Genomic DNA, 15,397 nt, shown 5'->3' with positions numbered 1-15,397 from the left:
CAATTATGCTAAGCCCTTGAATCTTAAGTGATGGGGGCGACCTTGGGGAAGACAGTGAGGGGAAGAACGCCGGCAATTGAGGCGGTTGACCTCTTTTGCGGAGCAGGCGGTCTTTCTTACGGTCTTACGCTCGAAGGCATCTCTGTACGTGCTGGATACGATCTTGACCCCGCTTGCGAATGGCCCTTTGAAAAGAATGTTAGGGCCGGCTTCCATAGACGAGATGTCGAAACGCTGAGTGGAAAAGAGGTGGCGGCTCACTTCTCAGCCGCATCGATCCGGCTGCTCGCCGGCTGCGCCCCTTGTCAAAAATTCTCAAGCTACACCCAGAAGGCTTCTAAAGCCGACAATCGGCGTTGGCGACTATTGGACTCTTTTAGCCGGATAGCGACCGAGGTCTCTCCGGACGTAATCACAATGGAAAATGTCCCAGGATTGGCTCGCCATCGCAGGTTCGAGCAGTTTGTAAAAGACCTCGAGTCCAATGGGTACACAGTATGGCACGACATTGTGGAGTGTTCGCACTACGGAATGCCCCAGCGTCGCAAGCGAGTAGTCGTGCTCGCGTCGAAGTACGGTCGTATCCAGCTTATGGCTCCTACTCAATTTGCAGCAAAGGACCTAACCGTTAAGGACGCGATAGCCGCTCTTCCAAAAATCAGCGCAGGGGAGGTTCATGAAACAGATCCCCTGCATCGATCTCCTGAATTATCGCCAGCAAACATGAAGCGGATCAAAGCGTCACGGCAGGCTGGAACGTGGCGCGACTGGCCCAAAAGCCTGATTTTGCCATGCCACCAGCGTGCAAGTGGGAAAGGATATCCCAGTATCTACGGAAGAATGGCTTGGAACGACAAGTCCCCCACGATCACCACGTTAGCCTATAACTATGGGAGCGGACGGTTCGGTCACCCTGTTCAGGATCGAGCTATCAGCCTGAGGGAGGCTGCCATTCTCCAGACCTTCCCTCGACGATATTCATTCGTTGCGCCCGGCCAAGGCGTCAATATCCGAGCTTTGGGCCGTTTGATCGGCAATGCTGTTCCTGTAACCTTGGCTCGAGTCATTGGCCGATCTATTTCAGTTCACTTGCAAGCCCAGGGTCGAATCCCCGTTGATTCGGGCAAACCAGCACGCTCATGAGTCCGACCGAGCGAATACCGTTCGATGTAGATGCCGCGCTGCTCCGCGAGCTTGGGGAGCGGCTTGTCGGTAGAGCCGACATCGCGGTCGCCGAATTGGTTAAGAACTCGTACGACGCAGATGCTTCCTTGGTTTCCATCGAAATAGGTCGTGATGAGATCGTTGTTGAGGACAACGGTCACGGTATGAGCGACGTGGAGTTTCGCACTTTTTGGATGCGCATAGGCTCTCCGCACAAGTTTCAACAGCGGCATTCAAAGAAGAAGCGACGCCCGCTGACCGGCTCGAAAGGGGTTGGCCGCTTAGCGGTTCAATTTCTTGGGTCCAGTGTCGAAGTGACCACCACGTCCGCCGAGCCACGATCGGTCGAACTCAAGGCCACCGTCGATTGGACGCAAGCGGAGACGAAAAAGGACCTCACGAAGGTCGTTGCTGTACTTGAGACCTCTGCAGCACCAGGACGATATTGCGACGGGTCCAGGCATGGAACGCGAATCACTATAAAGCGCCTTGCTCATGATTGGACCGACCCCGAACGGGCTCGAAGCCTTGCTTCCGAAATTTGGCAATTGCGCTCTCCAGAGCCAGCTTCGGCACGCCGAACGGATGAAACCTTCGATATCCAGCTTTCGTCCGTCATTCCCAAGGCACAGGAAGAATTTCAGAAGCAGTTACTTGCCCCCCTCGATATTTGGCACGCGATACTGCAGGGGGAGCTGACACCTCCCCGAAAAGGCGGCGACCAAGGCGAGCTGCAAGTTAACCTGCGCTTTAGAGAGCAGTCACGGCCACAGCAACACACCTTCTCGGTGCCTCGATGCTTTCTGCGAAATCTTCGATTTGAGATTCGCGTCTACTCCCTATTCGGCAGGCAGCCCGCGGCAATCGCTGTAAGCAATGCGCGAGAATATATCACGCAGCACGGTGGCATTAAAATCTATGACAGCGGATTTCGACTCCCGTATTACGGGCTTGAGCACGATTGGCTCGATATCGAAGTCGACCATTCTCATCGTAAGAGCGAATCGCAACTCCTGCCCTCTAATCTCCAGGTGCCCGGTGGCCTTTCCAACGTTCCAACACAAACAAGGTTGTTGGGATACGTCTATGTAAACACCGGCCAGGAAGCGGCCACTGCAGCTCCAGGCGAAGACTACCTACAAATCCAGGTGACTCGCGATCGGCTGGTCGATAATGCCGCTTATCAGAACTTAAAAAGCTGCGTACGCACCGCGATCGACTGGTATGCAATGCGGGAAACCCTTCGGCGTCTTCAAGAGGTCGAAGAGGAGGTCGCCATACGGCCGCGACGCGAAGAACAAGTCAGAAGCGTTGCACAGATTCTTGCCCGGCATGCGCCTGAGTTGCCGAAGCGACAAGCAGATGAGATAAAGCGCGAAATCGAGGCCGTTGTAGACCATCAAGCCGCAACACAAGAGCTGCTGGGACAAAATCTAAATCTCCTGGGAGCACTCGCGACCGCAGGAATGTTTGCATTAGCTTTCGAGCACGAGATCGCTCGGCAGCTTACAGCTTTGGAGGTACTCTCCGGACGAATTAGATCGTCGTCCAAAATGTCGGCCGAACTATCCGACGAGCTAGATCGGTGGATAAGGCGCGTTCGACAAACACGGAGCATCTTCAGTTCCCTTTCTGACGAGGAAAGCAGGCGCAAGCGGCAGCGGTTCAACGCAAAGTCGGCAGTCGAGCAGTTCGTTGCGCAGGCGGAGCCTTTCCTCGGAGGAATAGAGGTTAACTTCGAAGCTATCGACGACGAGCTGAAACTCCCCGCCGGCACCTTTGCAGACTGGTCCGCCGTTTTTCAGAACGCCCTTGCGAATGCAGCGAATGCCATGATCGATAAGCGAGTGCGCAAGATCGGCATTTCATCAGAGCAAAGCGGCGGTAGGGCTTTCATCCTAATTCAAGACACGGGCTCTGGGGTGGACCTCCAAGATTCCGAGAAGCTGTTCGAGCCGTTCGCTCGCAAGACCGTCATTTCCCAGGAACGAAGATCGCTGTCGATCGGAGGAACAGGCCTCGGGCTTACAATCGTGCGCATGATATCCAAAAATCTTGGCTTCGATGTCTCTTTCGTCAAGCCTGGTCGAGCTTTTGCGACGTGCCTGAAGATCGCTTGGCAGGAAAATACCCGATGAGCTCAGCAAGAACAAAACTAAACGTCGTAATCCTGGACGACGAACAGAGAATTGAGGAGGCTATCGCCTCCAAACTTCCGGCGTCTATCGGCCGGTCCTCCGTCGCGATCAAGCCTGACGCGATAACTGATCTGGTGAAGGAGCTAGGCAGCAGAGCTGCAGCAGCTCGCTTGTCCAACAACCGCAAGCCGAAAGAAGTGCCCCTCGATGATGCTGATCTCTTCATCGTCGACTATGACTTGGTCAAAGCGAAGGGCGAGGATTATCTAACAGGAGAGACGGTTGCCTATTTGGCCAGATGTTATTCAAGCTGTGGCGTGGTCATCGCTCTGAATCAATTCGCAAGAAGTCCAACTTTCGATTTGACCCTGAGGCCTCAATTAGACTCGTTCGCCGATCTGAATATTGCCGCGGACGATCTAAAAAATTCTGGATTGTGGTCAAAATCTTCATGGAAGGGATATCGGGCTTGGTCGTGGCCGATCATCACCGATGCTATATCGCTTCTTGAGCAGCGCGTCGCTGACGTGCAGAAGACGAATCACAAGACAAGGATTATCGATTTCCTCGAACTCCCGCCTTCGGTAGTCGAAAGGTTAGCCACTTCGGCTCTCGAACTGCTCGGCAGTCAAGGATCGAAAGCAGAGTCGGCTACGCTGGATGATTTAATTCGGTCTCCAATCTTGGGCCTTCGCGGAAGAGAAGCGACCGACCGGAAACGACAGCCCGCTCAAGACGCCAGAATTGTGGCTGCACGTTTATCTGCGTGGCTAAACCTGATCCTTGCTCCTCAAGATGTCTTGGTCGATGCGCCGCACCTGGCGCAGCGGTGCCCGAGCTTGCTAGGAAAAACCGTTTCGATCGCTTCGCTGAAGAAGACCAATTTGCTGGACCCGACAAAGACTATCTTCGGGAGCTCTTCATTGGCAAAGGCGAAGTTCAAGAAGCCTTTTTGGTTCGATCGCCCTGTATGGTTTTGGACTGAAATCGAGCGTCTCAAGCTCACTTCCGAAATAAGGGAGCCCTGGAACAGTGTCGATGACCGGTTCGTTTTCTGCGAGGATACATCGGTCTTTAAACAGCGCTCGGCTGCAAAGCGTTTTCAAAGCGACTTAGTCTCACCGTACCGGACGCGCCATGTCGAGCGGGTCGCTGGGGTGGACTATCAGCCGGCTCATCGCCTAGCGCTTGGTTGAGGCTCTTGTGTCCGTCGATATACTCCCTTTGCTGACGGAGCTTACAGTCGCTGGACAAGCCTATGCTCAGTCCATCCGCGGGAAGACCTCGGAGGCACGCGTCCACGAGACGCTTGCTGGGAAAGCCGGGCAGGCAGTAACCAGCGAAGCCGAGCTAAAAACTCTTTTTCGAAACGATGGCGCATTCTCTACGCTGGCCACAAGGCGCTTTATACGCCTGCCTGACACAAGAGATGGACCGAACGTTATTTGCCCCATCGTTTTTCTGGATGGAGATTTGTCAACCCAACATCCTTACCTTCGGGTCCAGCTGGTTATTGTCACACATTCCCCTCACGACAACACAGCCCCCCAATGTCTCCTGATTCGATTTGAAACGCCCGAGAATGGAAACCCCGCAGGTACGGGTATGCATGACTATTATCATTCGCAGTTGTGCCAAGAGCTGCGAGTTGATCGTTCAACGAAGACTTTCCCAATTCCGAGCAGCATCGCCTGGGGGGCTCTGTCGTGCCCCGCTTGGCCAATCGATGCGTCTACGCCACTTGAACTTCTAACCTGCGTAATCTTCGCCCTGTATGGGAAAGCTGACGGTTTGCGCATCCTAAGAAGTGCATACGGCAATCGTCTCGACGAACTTATAGCCGACATGCATTTTGTTATCCCAGGGAAGGCCATAGCCACCGCGCCCCAGAAGAAGCCGTCGGCATCACGAAAGCGCAGGCGAGCTCGTTGAAGACCTAGCCATAGTTCGAAAAGGCTTCCGGTCGCAATTTGATTTGAGGTGGAAAACCTGAGACGTCACCTCGTGACGGCGGCCGCAGATTTCCCCCCCTATGTCATCATTTCATTCAAAACGTTGTTCCTTCGGCGCCGTCCTCAGTCGAACGCTAAGCAGACCTCGTTGGTGCCGCCGCGAGCTTTTCCCTCGTACCCCTCGTGCCGCCGACCACGTGGCACGTTCAGCCGGCCTCTTTGGAAACGCAATGCTAACGAGCGGCCTCCGGAGATAGGCGCTTCAACAGATTCGCCACGGAGGACGGATGCCAACGGCCACCGCGCGGGGTCATCATCTCCCGGCCATTCAGCTCATTGGCGATGGCCTCCAGCGTGACTGCACCGCTGGCCCGAATATCCCTCACGACCTCCGCAAGGTCACGCGCGCGTTGGTCCGCGTTGGCTGAGACCGTGGCGATGGCCGCTACGTTACCCTTCCCCGCCCGCCTCAGCGCCGCTGCTCCGTTCGGGTTGCCAAGGCGTTTGACCTTGCGGTGAGCCTTCTGGCCAGTCTCTGCAATGCGCTTGCGGGCCACCCTGAGCGCGTCTGTCGTTCGTCTGGAGATGGCTTGAGCCTCTGCCTGTGCGACCACCGCCAGCACACCGATAGTGAGGTCATTAGCCTCGGGCATATCGCAGCACACAAATTTCACACCGCTGTCCCTCAAGGCGAGGGTGAATGAGGCTGAGCGAGAAAGGCGGTCTAGCTTGGCAATGACCAGCGTGGCGCCCGTGACCTTGGCGTGGTGCAGTGCCGCCGCGAGTTGAGGCCGCTTGTTGGTCTTGCCGCTCTCCACCTCTGTGCATTCACGGATGATCCGTGCACCTCGGCTTCGTGCAAATTCCTGAATGGCAGCCTCTTGAGCTTCTAAGCCCAGGCCGCTCTTGCCTTGCTTCTGCGTGGAAACGCGCCGGTAAGCCACGATCTTCATGCTATTGGCTCTATACAAAACCGCCCAATGCTCATTGCGCGGATTTGTAACTGAGCTAAGAGCGGGTGCAGTTGCGGCATTCTGACTCACCGTGATCTTGATGATGACCATCCCGAGAGGCATCTATGCGTGATGCCAGCCACCCCGACCGAGAGCGATCCCGCAGGCCTCCCGCGCCGAACACGGACCAAGAAGCCGCGTGTTATCGAAGGAGCGTTGACCTCCGGGGAGAGGAAGAAGAAGCAGCGCGAGGTGCTAAACAGAAAACGGAAGCTGGAGGGAAAGCCGCCAATTGGTGAGCTAGGGAAAAAGCGAAAGCTCAACAGGCGTAAAAACCAGAAGCGGCGCAAGCGGCTCAACATCGGACCGGAACGCCAGCGGCTCTCTGGAATCCGACTCACGAGGCGAGGCGACGGGCGTACATTGTGGGTCAAGCGCCGTAAGGCTGCCGGGAAGTGGAAGACCAAGGCAGAACTGCGGTACGAGCGCGAAATGAAAGAGCTTGCCGCGCTAGAAAAGCTTTTCTTCGATCCGGAAGTGTAATGATTTCAATAGCTTGTCCGACGATTTTCCTTATGTGACATAAGGAAGGCTTAAAAATCCTTTAGTTTCAAGGCGATGCTAATCCCCCCTCTCTAATGAGAGAGAAGCACAGCGGCTCGCTTCGCGCTGACCTATGTGGCATCGCCGCCGGCTGCACGCACGGCTCTCCTCCATACCTCCATCACCAACATCAGGACGAACAACGGATGGCACAGCCTAACCGAACGAACACGTACGCCTCCTCGAAGGCCTCATGCACCCAACCACCTGACCCGCGCTGCCATCAACATCGAATGCGCTTCATAGGCCGAAGGCCATCACTGCAGGCAACGATTCGGCCTCAGCGCTCCACGTGAACTGCCGCCTTCGCCAGCGTCGCTAGACATGCACCAACTAAACAACGGGAGTAGGACCAGTGTCAGATAACAACACACTCAAGAACTTCATGCTCATCATCCCCGAACTGCTGGATGCCGCCACGAACAAGCGAGCCGCCGAGGTTTACAGCTTTGCGCCGCGCCTTTGCGAGTTTGACGGTGAAGGAGCCTCAATCATATCGGCAGTGCCCGCGCACGAAAGCGACGGTACTACGAGCATCGGGGCGTTCTTCAAGCCGCCGGGAGATGCTGAGCGCTATCCCCCGCCGACGCGCCCGAGAAGCTTTGAAATCCTAGACTTCGCGGCATTGCGGCTGATGGCTTCGGTCTGTGCGCCGAACACTGGACAAGGCTTCTTTTATCAGACGCTACCCGCCGAAGTGGATGGCACGCCGAAGTATTACCTGCGCTGGGGCAATGGCGGCCGGGAGGCTGGCGCCAGGGTCTATGTAACGCGCATCCTCATTGACGCCAGTGCGGGCGAAGCTGCGCGATTTGCGGAGGAGCACCATAGCTACCGACGTAGCGACCTCCTAAGCGTTGCTCAGCGCAATCCGCGCTTGGCCGAAGGCGAGCATGGAAGAGAGCAGGCGATCAGGCTCGCGGTCCAATTGTTCACGAGCAACGCAGCGATCACCGAAGGAGTGTCAGCTGCCGGATATGAAGAATTCCTTCGTGGACTCCTCACTGCTGCCGATGCCTTCCACACAGTGATAGGTCCGTGATCCCCACCGAGGGCGTCGCCTCGCAGGGTGGCGCCCCGCTCTACCTATGGGAAAGACTTGCGGAGGGAAGATGAAGACCAAAGCACGAGCGTGGCTTGCAGCCCGCGCGGGTGAGCATCAGGCTACCTGTGCGATTCTCGGCTGTGGCAGGCCGACGATGAGGGCACGGGGCGCTGGACTCGCGGCCTTCCACTGCCGCAAACACGTCGAGCACAAGGCCCGGCACGGATCGCACTGGCACGGGACATACAGCGCCGCAGAGTTAAAGCCCTACTTGGCGGCTGCTACTTCGTATCTCCGGCCCCGAGCCGAATCCGATCGGTTCATCAAGGCAGCCCTTAGCGCCATCGCCGTGCTCCTCGAAGAAGCGGGCCCAACGGAGATCGCCACGCGGCTGCGCGGCATGTCGCCCCGCCGACGGGCGCGGATCGCTTTGGCGCGGCTTCGTATCGCAGGCATCAAGCCGGATCGCTTTGTTGCCATTGTGCTGGCCGTCACCGCGCTAATCGAGGAAGACCCCGGCTCGCACCGGACCAAGGAGTTTCGTACGGTGCAGATTGCAAAGGCCCTGCATCGCCTTGCGAGCGGCACCCATCGCGTTTGGGAGCTTCCCGACGAGAGGGGCCGCCTCAGAAAGGTCTCGGAACTCCACGCCTTCCCCAGGTCGTCTGGGCAGGTTCTGCGCATCATGGGTCGCGCGGTGGAAGAGCACTGCGAATGGGTCGTTGAGAAGCATCTCCCCGGCGTCCTCGCCCTCAAGAAGAAGCGCTATGGGCAGCACCCGCGATGCGCCGCTGCGGCCGCGCGATGATTTCGTGCCATCCCCTCTCGCGAGAGATCAGGTGCCACGGAGATCGTACGCGCATGTTGAGCACTGAGGCCGGTCACTTCGCGCACCGGACGCAAGGCGGGAATGCCAGACAATGACGAAAGAATTCCGACCGCTTTGGTTCGATCCCCAATACCGGGCGAGATCGGCAGAGCTTAGCGAGGCCATCAAGAATTTCGCTAATCGCCTCTCCGACCTTGAGCTTTCGGGGGGCCTGAGACAAAGAGCCCGTCACGATGCGGCACGGGCGAAGTTCGTCGCTAGCGTTGAGGCGCTCGCCTGCAACCTGATGCTTCTGACACTGATGGACGATGATGTGGCCCTCGCCGTCCCAAGAGCGCACGGTTCGATGTGGGGTAGGGGCCGCTACTCCAATCCGGTCTATGGCGAGCACTTCCTCAGCAGCATCGATGTCATGACAACCCTGGGAGTGCTGCGGAAAGTAAGCACAGGCTACCGATACTCAGAGAAGGCAAAGGCTCCCTCTCTCGTCATTCCAACAGAAGGGCTCGCCAGGTCTCTGCCGGTCGCGGGTTTCAGCGTGAAGTCGCTCAAACGGCTCGATGAGCCAGAGGTGCTTATCCTCAAGACCGGCAAGGACGCCAACGATCAGTCTGAACCCATTAATTATAAGGACAGCCGCAGAATGAACCTCATGCGGGACCAGATTAGGCGGCTCAACACAAGGCTCGGAGACGCCAACATTGAGATCACAGAGGCTGGAACGGCCCTGCAACTCGGGACTGATGGCGGCCTTATAGTGCTGCATCGGCGGGCATTGCGGCGCATATTCAACAACGGCAGTTGGCAAGATGGTGGACGTCTAGCGGGCGGCTTCTGGATGTCGATGCCCCGTGCAGAACGCTTTGAACGCATCCGGCTGGATGGCGAGCAAATCGCTGATGTGGACTACCGTCAGCTCTTTCCCCGGCTAGCGTATGTCCGATCACAGGCTAAGCAGCCCGAAGACGATATTTACGATGTAGCAGGCGACAAGACCGGACGGGATGGGTGGAAGGTGCTGCTCAACGCCATGCTGTTCGCAGACGACCGCCTCGGGAATTGGCCCAAAGGTGCGCGTGAGCATTTCCCCGAAGGGACCAAGCTCCGCGATGCCATCGAAATGCTGGAGCGGAAGCACGCCCCGATCGCTCACCTCTTCGGAAAGGGCCTTGGATATCAACTGATGAAGGCCGAAAGCGATATCCTCATTAGGGTGGTCTCACACCTGTTCGAGCAACGCATTACAGCACTGCCGCTGCACGATGCCGTCCTCGTGGCCCGCTCCCATGCGGAGACAGCCAGGAAGGCCATGCAGGACGAATTTACGCACCGTACGGGGTCGCGCTGCGCGATTGTTTCAGTCGATTTCGGTGTGATTTAACAACCACTTAACTCCTTGCGCCTCCGCTAATGGAGGAGCAACATAGAGGGGGGAGCTTAGGGGGAAAACTTGGAGCCGAAAGCTTCTAGCTCTCCTCTCTTGGGTTGCCCTTCAGGTGAGGGTGAGTGATCACCACCCCACCTTAGAGGCTGTCCCTCATGAGCCACTGAGCATAGCGGACCTACAAGGGAGTTTTATTCAGACGCATCATGGCACCAGGCAAAGCCGCCATTCGCGCAGCTGCCGCCGGGTACGGTGTTGAAAGTGGCCTGCCTGACACCGGACGAGATTCAGGGTTAGCAGCGGGCCCTCTTCTGTGGGACGAGCAGCCGGTCGGGGTTCGTCTTCAAGGCGCACTTGCCTCAAGAACGAATTGAAGCCACAATTTCAAGTGCTTCAGTGCGAATTACTCAACTAGCGAAATCGCTATGCTATCTCGGGGGCAATTGCTCGGTTTGGGTTTTTTGGCGGCAGTGGCCGTTTACGCCACGTGGCCCGGCACCGACACTTTAGACTACCGATCTTGCGAGCCTAAAAGCGGCCTCTCGCAGCTTAGTGCCCAGATATACGGGCGATTCTTCTGGGAGCAGGCGCTGACGCGTGCGCGTGAGTTGGCGAACATGAAAACCACTGAAACTTTCTTGGCAGAAGCCGAACAGAAAGCGCGAACGAACAATCAACGACTTGAAGGATTTTACGCCAAGAATCCTTCGATCGCTCCATCCAATGCCGAGCGCACCGCGCAACGCCTTCGCGAACAGGCAGATCAGATCGAAGCACAAGACGGCTTGAACCGCATTTTCTCCATGGAGCGCCAGATCAAAGCGAGAGCGCTAGATTGCGTGCAAGCCATCACTGAAAAATTACGCGTCATGTGAATTAGACGCTGGGAAGTGGAGGAAGCTGCAACGTGCGAACCGCAATAAGCACATTCCTCTTGATGCTTTTGCTCTCTTTGCCGGCGAAAGCAGCGGACACAGACAACGTTAAATTCTGGCTCCCGCACTGCAAGGCCCTCCTTTCAAGCGCGGGACAAGCCGATAGGAAGGGCGCCTATTTCGCTGGGCAGTGCCTTGGGATGATCAAGGCGTCGGCATTCATAGTACAAGCGGCACGACCGGGCGGTTTGCCATTTCGCGCGTGTTTGCCGGACAATGCAGTCACAAGCGATCAGCTCGTTAGTACCGTCCTTCAGTGGATGGAGAAGAATCCAAACCTTCTTGGCGAGGATTTCATTGTTGTCACGATGTTAGCAATGGCCGCCGCTTGGCCGTGCAAATGAATGGTTCGTTGCCGCCTCTATAGGATCATCGGGAACTGCTCTATCGCATTGGCTTTTGCCTTGATGGTGACGTCTCCGTAGCCCTCCGAGACATTGCGCGGCGCGTGCCCCTGAATGGCATCCAGCACCCGCATCTCAACGCCCTGATCAATACCGACAGTCTTGAAGCGATGCCGCCAGCCGTGGCTTGGATCAACGTTCTTATCCTTCACGACCTCACGCACGAATGCATTGACCTTGTTACGCGCCGTCTTCACCGCATTGCGCACCCCTAGCTCACCGGCCTTAGGGTCAATGAACAGATAGCCGTCCTTCGACTTTTCAAAGAAAGCCAAGAAGCCTTCCTCGATGATTTGCCGATGGAGCACGACATCACGAGCTTCATCCGTCTTCACCGGCCCCGCTTCGGGCGTCACGTGCAGCACCCAGAGCTTGCCTTCGCGCCGGATGTCCTCCTTGCGAATCTGGATCATCTCACCCACGCGAGCACCCGTGAAGGCACACAGCCACGGCACCCACCGCTTGGCCGCCGCGAGTTTCGGGGCTTCCCGGCCGGGCACGAACTCGCGGGCGTGCTTCAGGATGGCGATGGCCTCCGAATCATAGAACCCCTTGGACCGTAGCTTGCGCGACTTGCCAACCTTGATGGTGATCCCTTCGGCCGGATTGCTGGGCAGCCGACGATTGACCACCGCCCAACCAAACACCGTCTTCATCCCCGCGAGGTCGCTATCCTTCACAGTCTTGGGACTCACCCCGCTCTGCACGCGATAGTCCTTGAAGCGAACGATGTCCTCGGGCGTCACCCGGCTCGCCGTGTCGTGCTTCAGGAATGTCACGAGACGCGCCATCGAGTTGCGATAGCTCTCATAGGTGCTCTGCTTGCGGCCGGCCCGCTTGGCTTCCTTCCACCAATCCTCGACCAGGTCGATGAGGGAATTTTTGGAGGCGCCTTGCTTTGGTTTTTTCTTCGGCGCATCTGCTGGCGGTTGCCACTCGGGAAAGCGAGCGGCCTTGGGGTCGAGCGAATAGTCTCCCCCAGCATTCCGCTGGCGGCTCGCGAAGGCGTCACGCAGCGCCATCCAAAAGGCGGTGAGCAAGAGCGCGCGCGATTCGCTGTCCACGCGGCGGATGCCCTTGGTCAGCAAGAGGCGGTCCACGATGGGCCCGAGCGCCTTCTCTAGTTTCTTGGCCTCGCCGTCACCGCCAATCCTCTCCCACATCTCCGTTACGGCCGCCCAATGGGCCTCCTGCTCCTCATGGCTTTCCGTGTCGGGCGCCCAGCCGACACCGGGCGTGTGGACCATGGCGACACTCCGGGCGCGGTCCTCGCTGTCCACCCAGACGCGATAGAGTTCGCCCGCCAAGGCCGTCGCCTGCCGGTGGGAGAGATGCACGGGGGCGTCATTGCGGAGCGCCGCCCAGACGGTTTCCAGATAGGCCGCAGCGAGCGCCTGACGCGTCTTGACCTCGCTAGGTTCCGTGGTGCGAAGGGAGAACCGGACGGCCTGAGCACCCTCGCTAAGCGTCACAAAGACGAAGACATCACCGAGCGGAATCGCCAGTTCGATGCCGACCACTTTGGGCCGGACGTCAGCCGGAATGCGCTGCACGAAAAGAGGAAAACGAGACCCAACCCGGCGCATCGGCCGAACAACCCTGAACAGCAATGTTACACCCCATTGTTACACAGTCGGGGTCAACGCAACACTCTGATCGGGCTTATCTATCTGGATTTGTTCGATATCCAGAATCGTATGGTGCCCAGGAAAGGACTCGAACCTTCACGGCCGTTAAGCCACTGGCACCTGAAGCCAGCGCGTCTACCAATTCCACCACCTGGGCATGCCGTTTGGGGCACGGAGGCGGTTACTACGGTTCGGTGACGCCGTTGTCAATTCATGCTTGAAGCCCGGTTCGGGATGCCGATTGCGCATCGCAAATCGGCCCGATACAAGCCTGACAAGACGCACTCTTTTCCGCAGGAATGGCTCCCATGGCATCGAATCTGGACACGCTGGTCACGGTTTTCGGCGGTTCGGGATTTTTGGGCCGGAATGTCGTCCGTGCCCTGTGCAAGCGCGATTACCGGGTCCGGGTCGCGGTGCGGCGGCCGGAACTCGCCGGATACCTCCAGCCCTCCGGCCGGGTCGGGCAGGTCCACACCGTGCAGGCGAACCTGCGCTATCCGGCCTCGGTCGAGGCGGCGCTGCGTGATTCGCATGTCGTGATCAATCTGGTCGGCATCCTCGCCGAGGGCGGCGAGCAGACCTTCGACGCGGTCCAGGCCAGGGGCGCCGAAACGGTCGCCAAGGCAGCGGCCGCGGCGGGGGCTGGCCTCGTGCATGTCTCCGCGATCGGAGCCGATGCCGAATCGCCGTCGCATTATGCCAGGGCCAAGGCGGCCGGCGAGGCGGCGGTCCTGGCCGCGGTGCCCTCGGCCACGATCTTCCGCCCCTCCGTGATGTTCGGCCCCGAGGACCAGTTCACCAACCGCTTTGCCGCGCTGGCCCGGATGTCGCCGGTGCTGCCGCTGATCGGCGGCGAGACGAGGATGCAGCCGGTCTATGTCGGCGACGTCGCCACCGCGATCGCGGACGCCGTCGACGGCAAGGCCAAGGCGGGCGCTCGTTACGAGCTCGGCGGTCCGGAAGTGCTGACCATGCGCGAGATCCTCGCGGTCATCCTCGAGATCACCGACCGCAAGCGGATGCTGGTGCCGCTGCCGTTCGGCCTCGCCCGCTTCCAGGCCGCGTTCCTGCAATTCGCGCCGGGCGCGTTCAAGCTGACGCCGGACCAGGTCACGCTGCTCGAGCGCGACAATGTCGTGTCGGAGGCGGCAAAGGCCGCCGGCCTGACGCTGGAAGGGCTCGGCATCGCCGCCGATTCGCTGGAAGCGATCGCCCCGCAATATCTCTGGCGCTTCCGCGCGGCCGGCCAGTTCCAGCGCATGAGCGTGTGAGGGGTCGTTCTCTCCGTCGTCATGGCCGGGCATAGCCGTCCATAGGACGGCGTCGCTGCCGCTCGCCTATGACCCGGCCATCCACGTCTTTCTCGCGCAGCCGCCAAGAACGTGGATGCCCGGCACAAGGCCGGGCATGACGAGCTTCAGCGATGAGACTGCTGTTACCTGAACTTCGAGCCTATCGCCCCAGCGCGAGCGCGATCAGGCCGAGCGTGCCGACGATGACGCGCCACCAGGCGAACACCACGAAGCCGTGCCGGGTGACGTATTCCAGGAACGTCTTGACCACGATGATCGCGGTGATGAACGACACCACGAAACCGATCGCGACCACCCCCATATGGTCCGTCGTCATCTCGGCGCGGCTCTTGTAGAAGTCGTAGGCGAACGCGCCGATCATGGTGGGGATGGCGAGGAAGAACGAGAACTCCGCCGCCGAGCGCTTGTCTGCACCGAGCAGCATCGCGGCGACGATGCTGGCGCCGGAACGCGACACGCCCGGGATCATCGCCACGCATTGCGCGATGCCGATATAGAGATACATCAACAGCGGAAACCGGGTGGCGTCGTGCTCGCGCGGCTTGAGATCGAGCTTGTCGACCCAGAGCAGGACGGCGCCGCCGACGATCAGCGTGAAGCAGACGACCCACGGGTTGAACAGCAGGATCTTTATGTATTTGCCGGCGACGAGGCCGACGATCACGGCGGGCAGGAACGCCACCAGCACGCCGATCACGAAGCGCGGCGCATAGGCATCGCCCGTGAACAGGCCGATCACGACGTCCCAAAGCCTCCTGAAGTAGAGGCCGACGATCGCGAGGATCGCGCCGAGCTGGATCAGAACCGTAAACGAATCCCAGAACGCGCCTTCGCCGAGATGGAAGAAGCGCTCGGCGAGCAGCAAATGGCCGGTCGAGGATACGGGAAGGAACTCGGTCACACCCTCGATGATGCCGAGGATCACTGCCCGTATCGCGTCTGACATATTTACGGTCCATTTCGGCTTGAAAAGCGGGGCTCTTCTCGCCTATTCGCCCCCATGCCGCAATCGCAAAATGCGACATCACGCCCTTGCCTCGCGGTTA

General features: G+C 58.6%; 13 protein-coding genes and 1 tRNA gene. 10 read left to right on the top strand and 4 right to left on the bottom strand.

The genetic code is table 11. The features are described from left to right. Positions 1–42 precede the first annotated feature (42 nt). Genes D6B98_RS10595 through D6B98_RS10585 form a run of 3 tightly spaced genes read left to right on the top strand, consistent with a single transcriptional unit; the run spans position 43 to position 4,498 of the window. Positions 43–1,143 carry a DNA cytosine methyltransferase gene (locus D6B98_RS10595; RefSeq protein WP_245481326.1) on the top strand — a complete coding sequence of 367 codons (1,101 nt, stop codon included), beginning with the start codon at positions 43–45 and terminating at the stop codon, positions 1,141–1,143. Next, complete coding sequence (locus D6B98_RS10590; protein ID WP_126256944.1) at positions 1,140–3,302, top strand: ATP-binding protein; 2,163 nt, start codon at positions 1,140–1,142, stop codon at positions 3,300–3,302. The genes D6B98_RS10595 and D6B98_RS10590 overlap by 4 nt, the downstream gene beginning before the upstream one ends. Continuing rightward, a complete protein-coding gene (locus D6B98_RS10585; protein WP_126256943.1) occupies positions 3,299–4,498 on the top strand; it encodes a hypothetical protein in 1,200 nt (399 codons plus the stop codon). Before D6B98_RS10590 ends, D6B98_RS10585 begins: the two co-directional genes overlap by 4 nt. 989 nt (positions 4,499–5,487) lie before the next feature. Here the strand turns inward: D6B98_RS10585 and D6B98_RS10580 are convergent. Further along, complete coding sequence (locus tag D6B98_RS10580; RefSeq protein WP_245481325.1) at positions 5,488–6,318, bottom strand: recombinase family protein; 831 nt, start codon at positions 6,316–6,318, stop codon at positions 5,488–5,490. Between the two features lie 18 nt (positions 6,319–6,336). On the opposite strand from D6B98_RS10580, the gene D6B98_RS10575 reads away from it, so the two are divergent. From D6B98_RS10575 to D6B98_RS41915, 6 genes are all read left to right on the top strand, one after another. Then, entirely contained in the window at positions 6,337–6,750 is a 414-nt protein-coding gene (locus D6B98_RS10575; protein ID WP_126256942.1) for a hypothetical protein, read from the top strand. Between the two features lie 415 nt (positions 6,751–7,165). Next, positions 7,166–7,852 (top strand): hypothetical protein, encoded by a 687-nt coding sequence (locus D6B98_RS10570; RefSeq protein WP_126256941.1) that lies wholly within the window; start codon positions 7,166–7,168, stop codon positions 7,850–7,852. Positions 7,853–7,922: 70 nt separating this feature from the next. Next, complete coding sequence (locus D6B98_RS10565; RefSeq protein WP_245481324.1) at positions 7,923–8,663, top strand: hypothetical protein; 741 nt, start codon at positions 7,923–7,925, stop codon at positions 8,661–8,663. Positions 8,664–8,775: 112 nt separating this feature from the next. Next, a complete protein-coding gene (locus D6B98_RS10560; protein WP_126256940.1) occupies positions 8,776–10,065 on the top strand; it encodes a hypothetical protein in 1,290 nt (429 codons plus the stop codon). A 620-nt stretch (positions 10,066–10,685) separates the two neighbouring features. Then, complete coding sequence (locus D6B98_RS10555; RefSeq protein WP_126256939.1) at positions 10,686–10,943, top strand: hypothetical protein; 258 nt, start codon at positions 10,686–10,688, stop codon at positions 10,941–10,943. Positions 10,944–11,005: 62 nt separating this feature from the next. Continuing rightward, positions 11,006–11,347 (top strand): Rap1a/Tai family immunity protein, encoded by a 342-nt coding sequence (locus tag D6B98_RS41915; protein WP_502699882.1) that lies wholly within the window; start codon positions 11,006–11,008, stop codon positions 11,345–11,347. A 17-nt stretch (positions 11,348–11,364) separates the two neighbouring features. Here D6B98_RS41915 and D6B98_RS10550 read toward each other — a convergent pair whose 3' ends face one another. Beyond that, positions 11,365–13,017, bottom strand: coding sequence for a site-specific integrase (locus D6B98_RS10550; RefSeq protein ID WP_245481322.1), 1,653 nt, complete (start codon positions 13,015–13,017; stop codon positions 11,365–11,367). Positions 13,018–13,105: 88 nt separating this feature from the next. Next, a tRNA-Leu gene (locus tag D6B98_RS10545) sits at positions 13,106–13,192 on the bottom strand. Between the two features lie 151 nt (positions 13,193–13,343). Here D6B98_RS10545 and D6B98_RS10540 point away from each other — a divergent pair. Next, positions 13,344–14,309 carry a complex I NDUFA9 subunit family protein gene (locus D6B98_RS10540; protein ID WP_126256938.1) on the top strand — a complete coding sequence of 322 codons (966 nt, stop codon included), beginning with the start codon at positions 13,344–13,346 and terminating at the stop codon, positions 14,307–14,309. Between the two features lie 181 nt (positions 14,310–14,490). On the opposite strand, the gene D6B98_RS10535 is transcribed toward D6B98_RS10540, so the two are convergent. Next, positions 14,491–15,297 (bottom strand): undecaprenyl-diphosphate phosphatase, encoded by an 807-nt coding sequence (locus D6B98_RS10535; protein ID WP_126256937.1) that lies wholly within the window; start codon positions 15,295–15,297, stop codon positions 14,491–14,493. Between the last annotated feature and the right edge of the window lie 100 nt (positions 15,298–15,397).

Origin of the sequence: Bradyrhizobium sp. LVM 105, from assembly GCF_003957705.1 — a bacterium.
In the GTDB taxonomy this organism is placed as follows: Bacteria; Pseudomonadota; Alphaproteobacteria; order Rhizobiales; family Xanthobacteraceae; genus Bradyrhizobium; species Bradyrhizobium frederickii.
This window is presented reverse-complemented; position numbering and strand designations above follow the sequence as displayed.

Bases quoted from the DNA above. Each gene is read 5' to 3' on its own strand.
- D6B98_RS41915 (WP_502699882.1), top strand. From the start codon at position 11,006: ATGCTTTTGCTCTCTTTGCCGGCGAAAGCAGCGGACACAGACAACGTT.
- D6B98_RS10580 (WP_245481325.1), bottom strand. From the start codon at position 6,318: ATGGTCATCATCAAGATCACGGTGAGTCAGAATGCCGCAACTGCACCC.
- D6B98_RS10590 (WP_126256944.1), top strand. From the start codon at position 1,140: ATGAGTCCGACCGAGCGAATACCGTTCGATGTAGATGCCGCGCTGCTC.
- D6B98_RS10565 (WP_245481324.1), top strand. From the start codon at position 7,923: ATGAAGACCAAAGCACGAGCGTGGCTTGCAGCCCGCGCGGGTGAGCAT.
- D6B98_RS10560 (WP_126256940.1), top strand. From the start codon at position 8,776: ATGACGAAAGAATTCCGACCGCTTTGGTTCGATCCCCAATACCGGGCG.
- D6B98_RS10555 (WP_126256939.1), top strand. From the start codon at position 10,686: ATGAAAACCACTGAAACTTTCTTGGCAGAAGCCGAACAGAAAGCGCGA.
- D6B98_RS10535 (WP_126256937.1), bottom strand. From the start codon at position 15,297: ATGTCAGACGCGATACGGGCAGTGATCCTCGGCATCATCGAGGGTGTG.
- D6B98_RS10585 (WP_126256943.1), top strand. From the start codon at position 3,299: ATGAGCTCAGCAAGAACAAAACTAAACGTCGTAATCCTGGACGACGAA.
- D6B98_RS10540 (WP_126256938.1), top strand. From the start codon at position 13,344: ATGGCATCGAATCTGGACACGCTGGTCACGGTTTTCGGCGGTTCGGGA.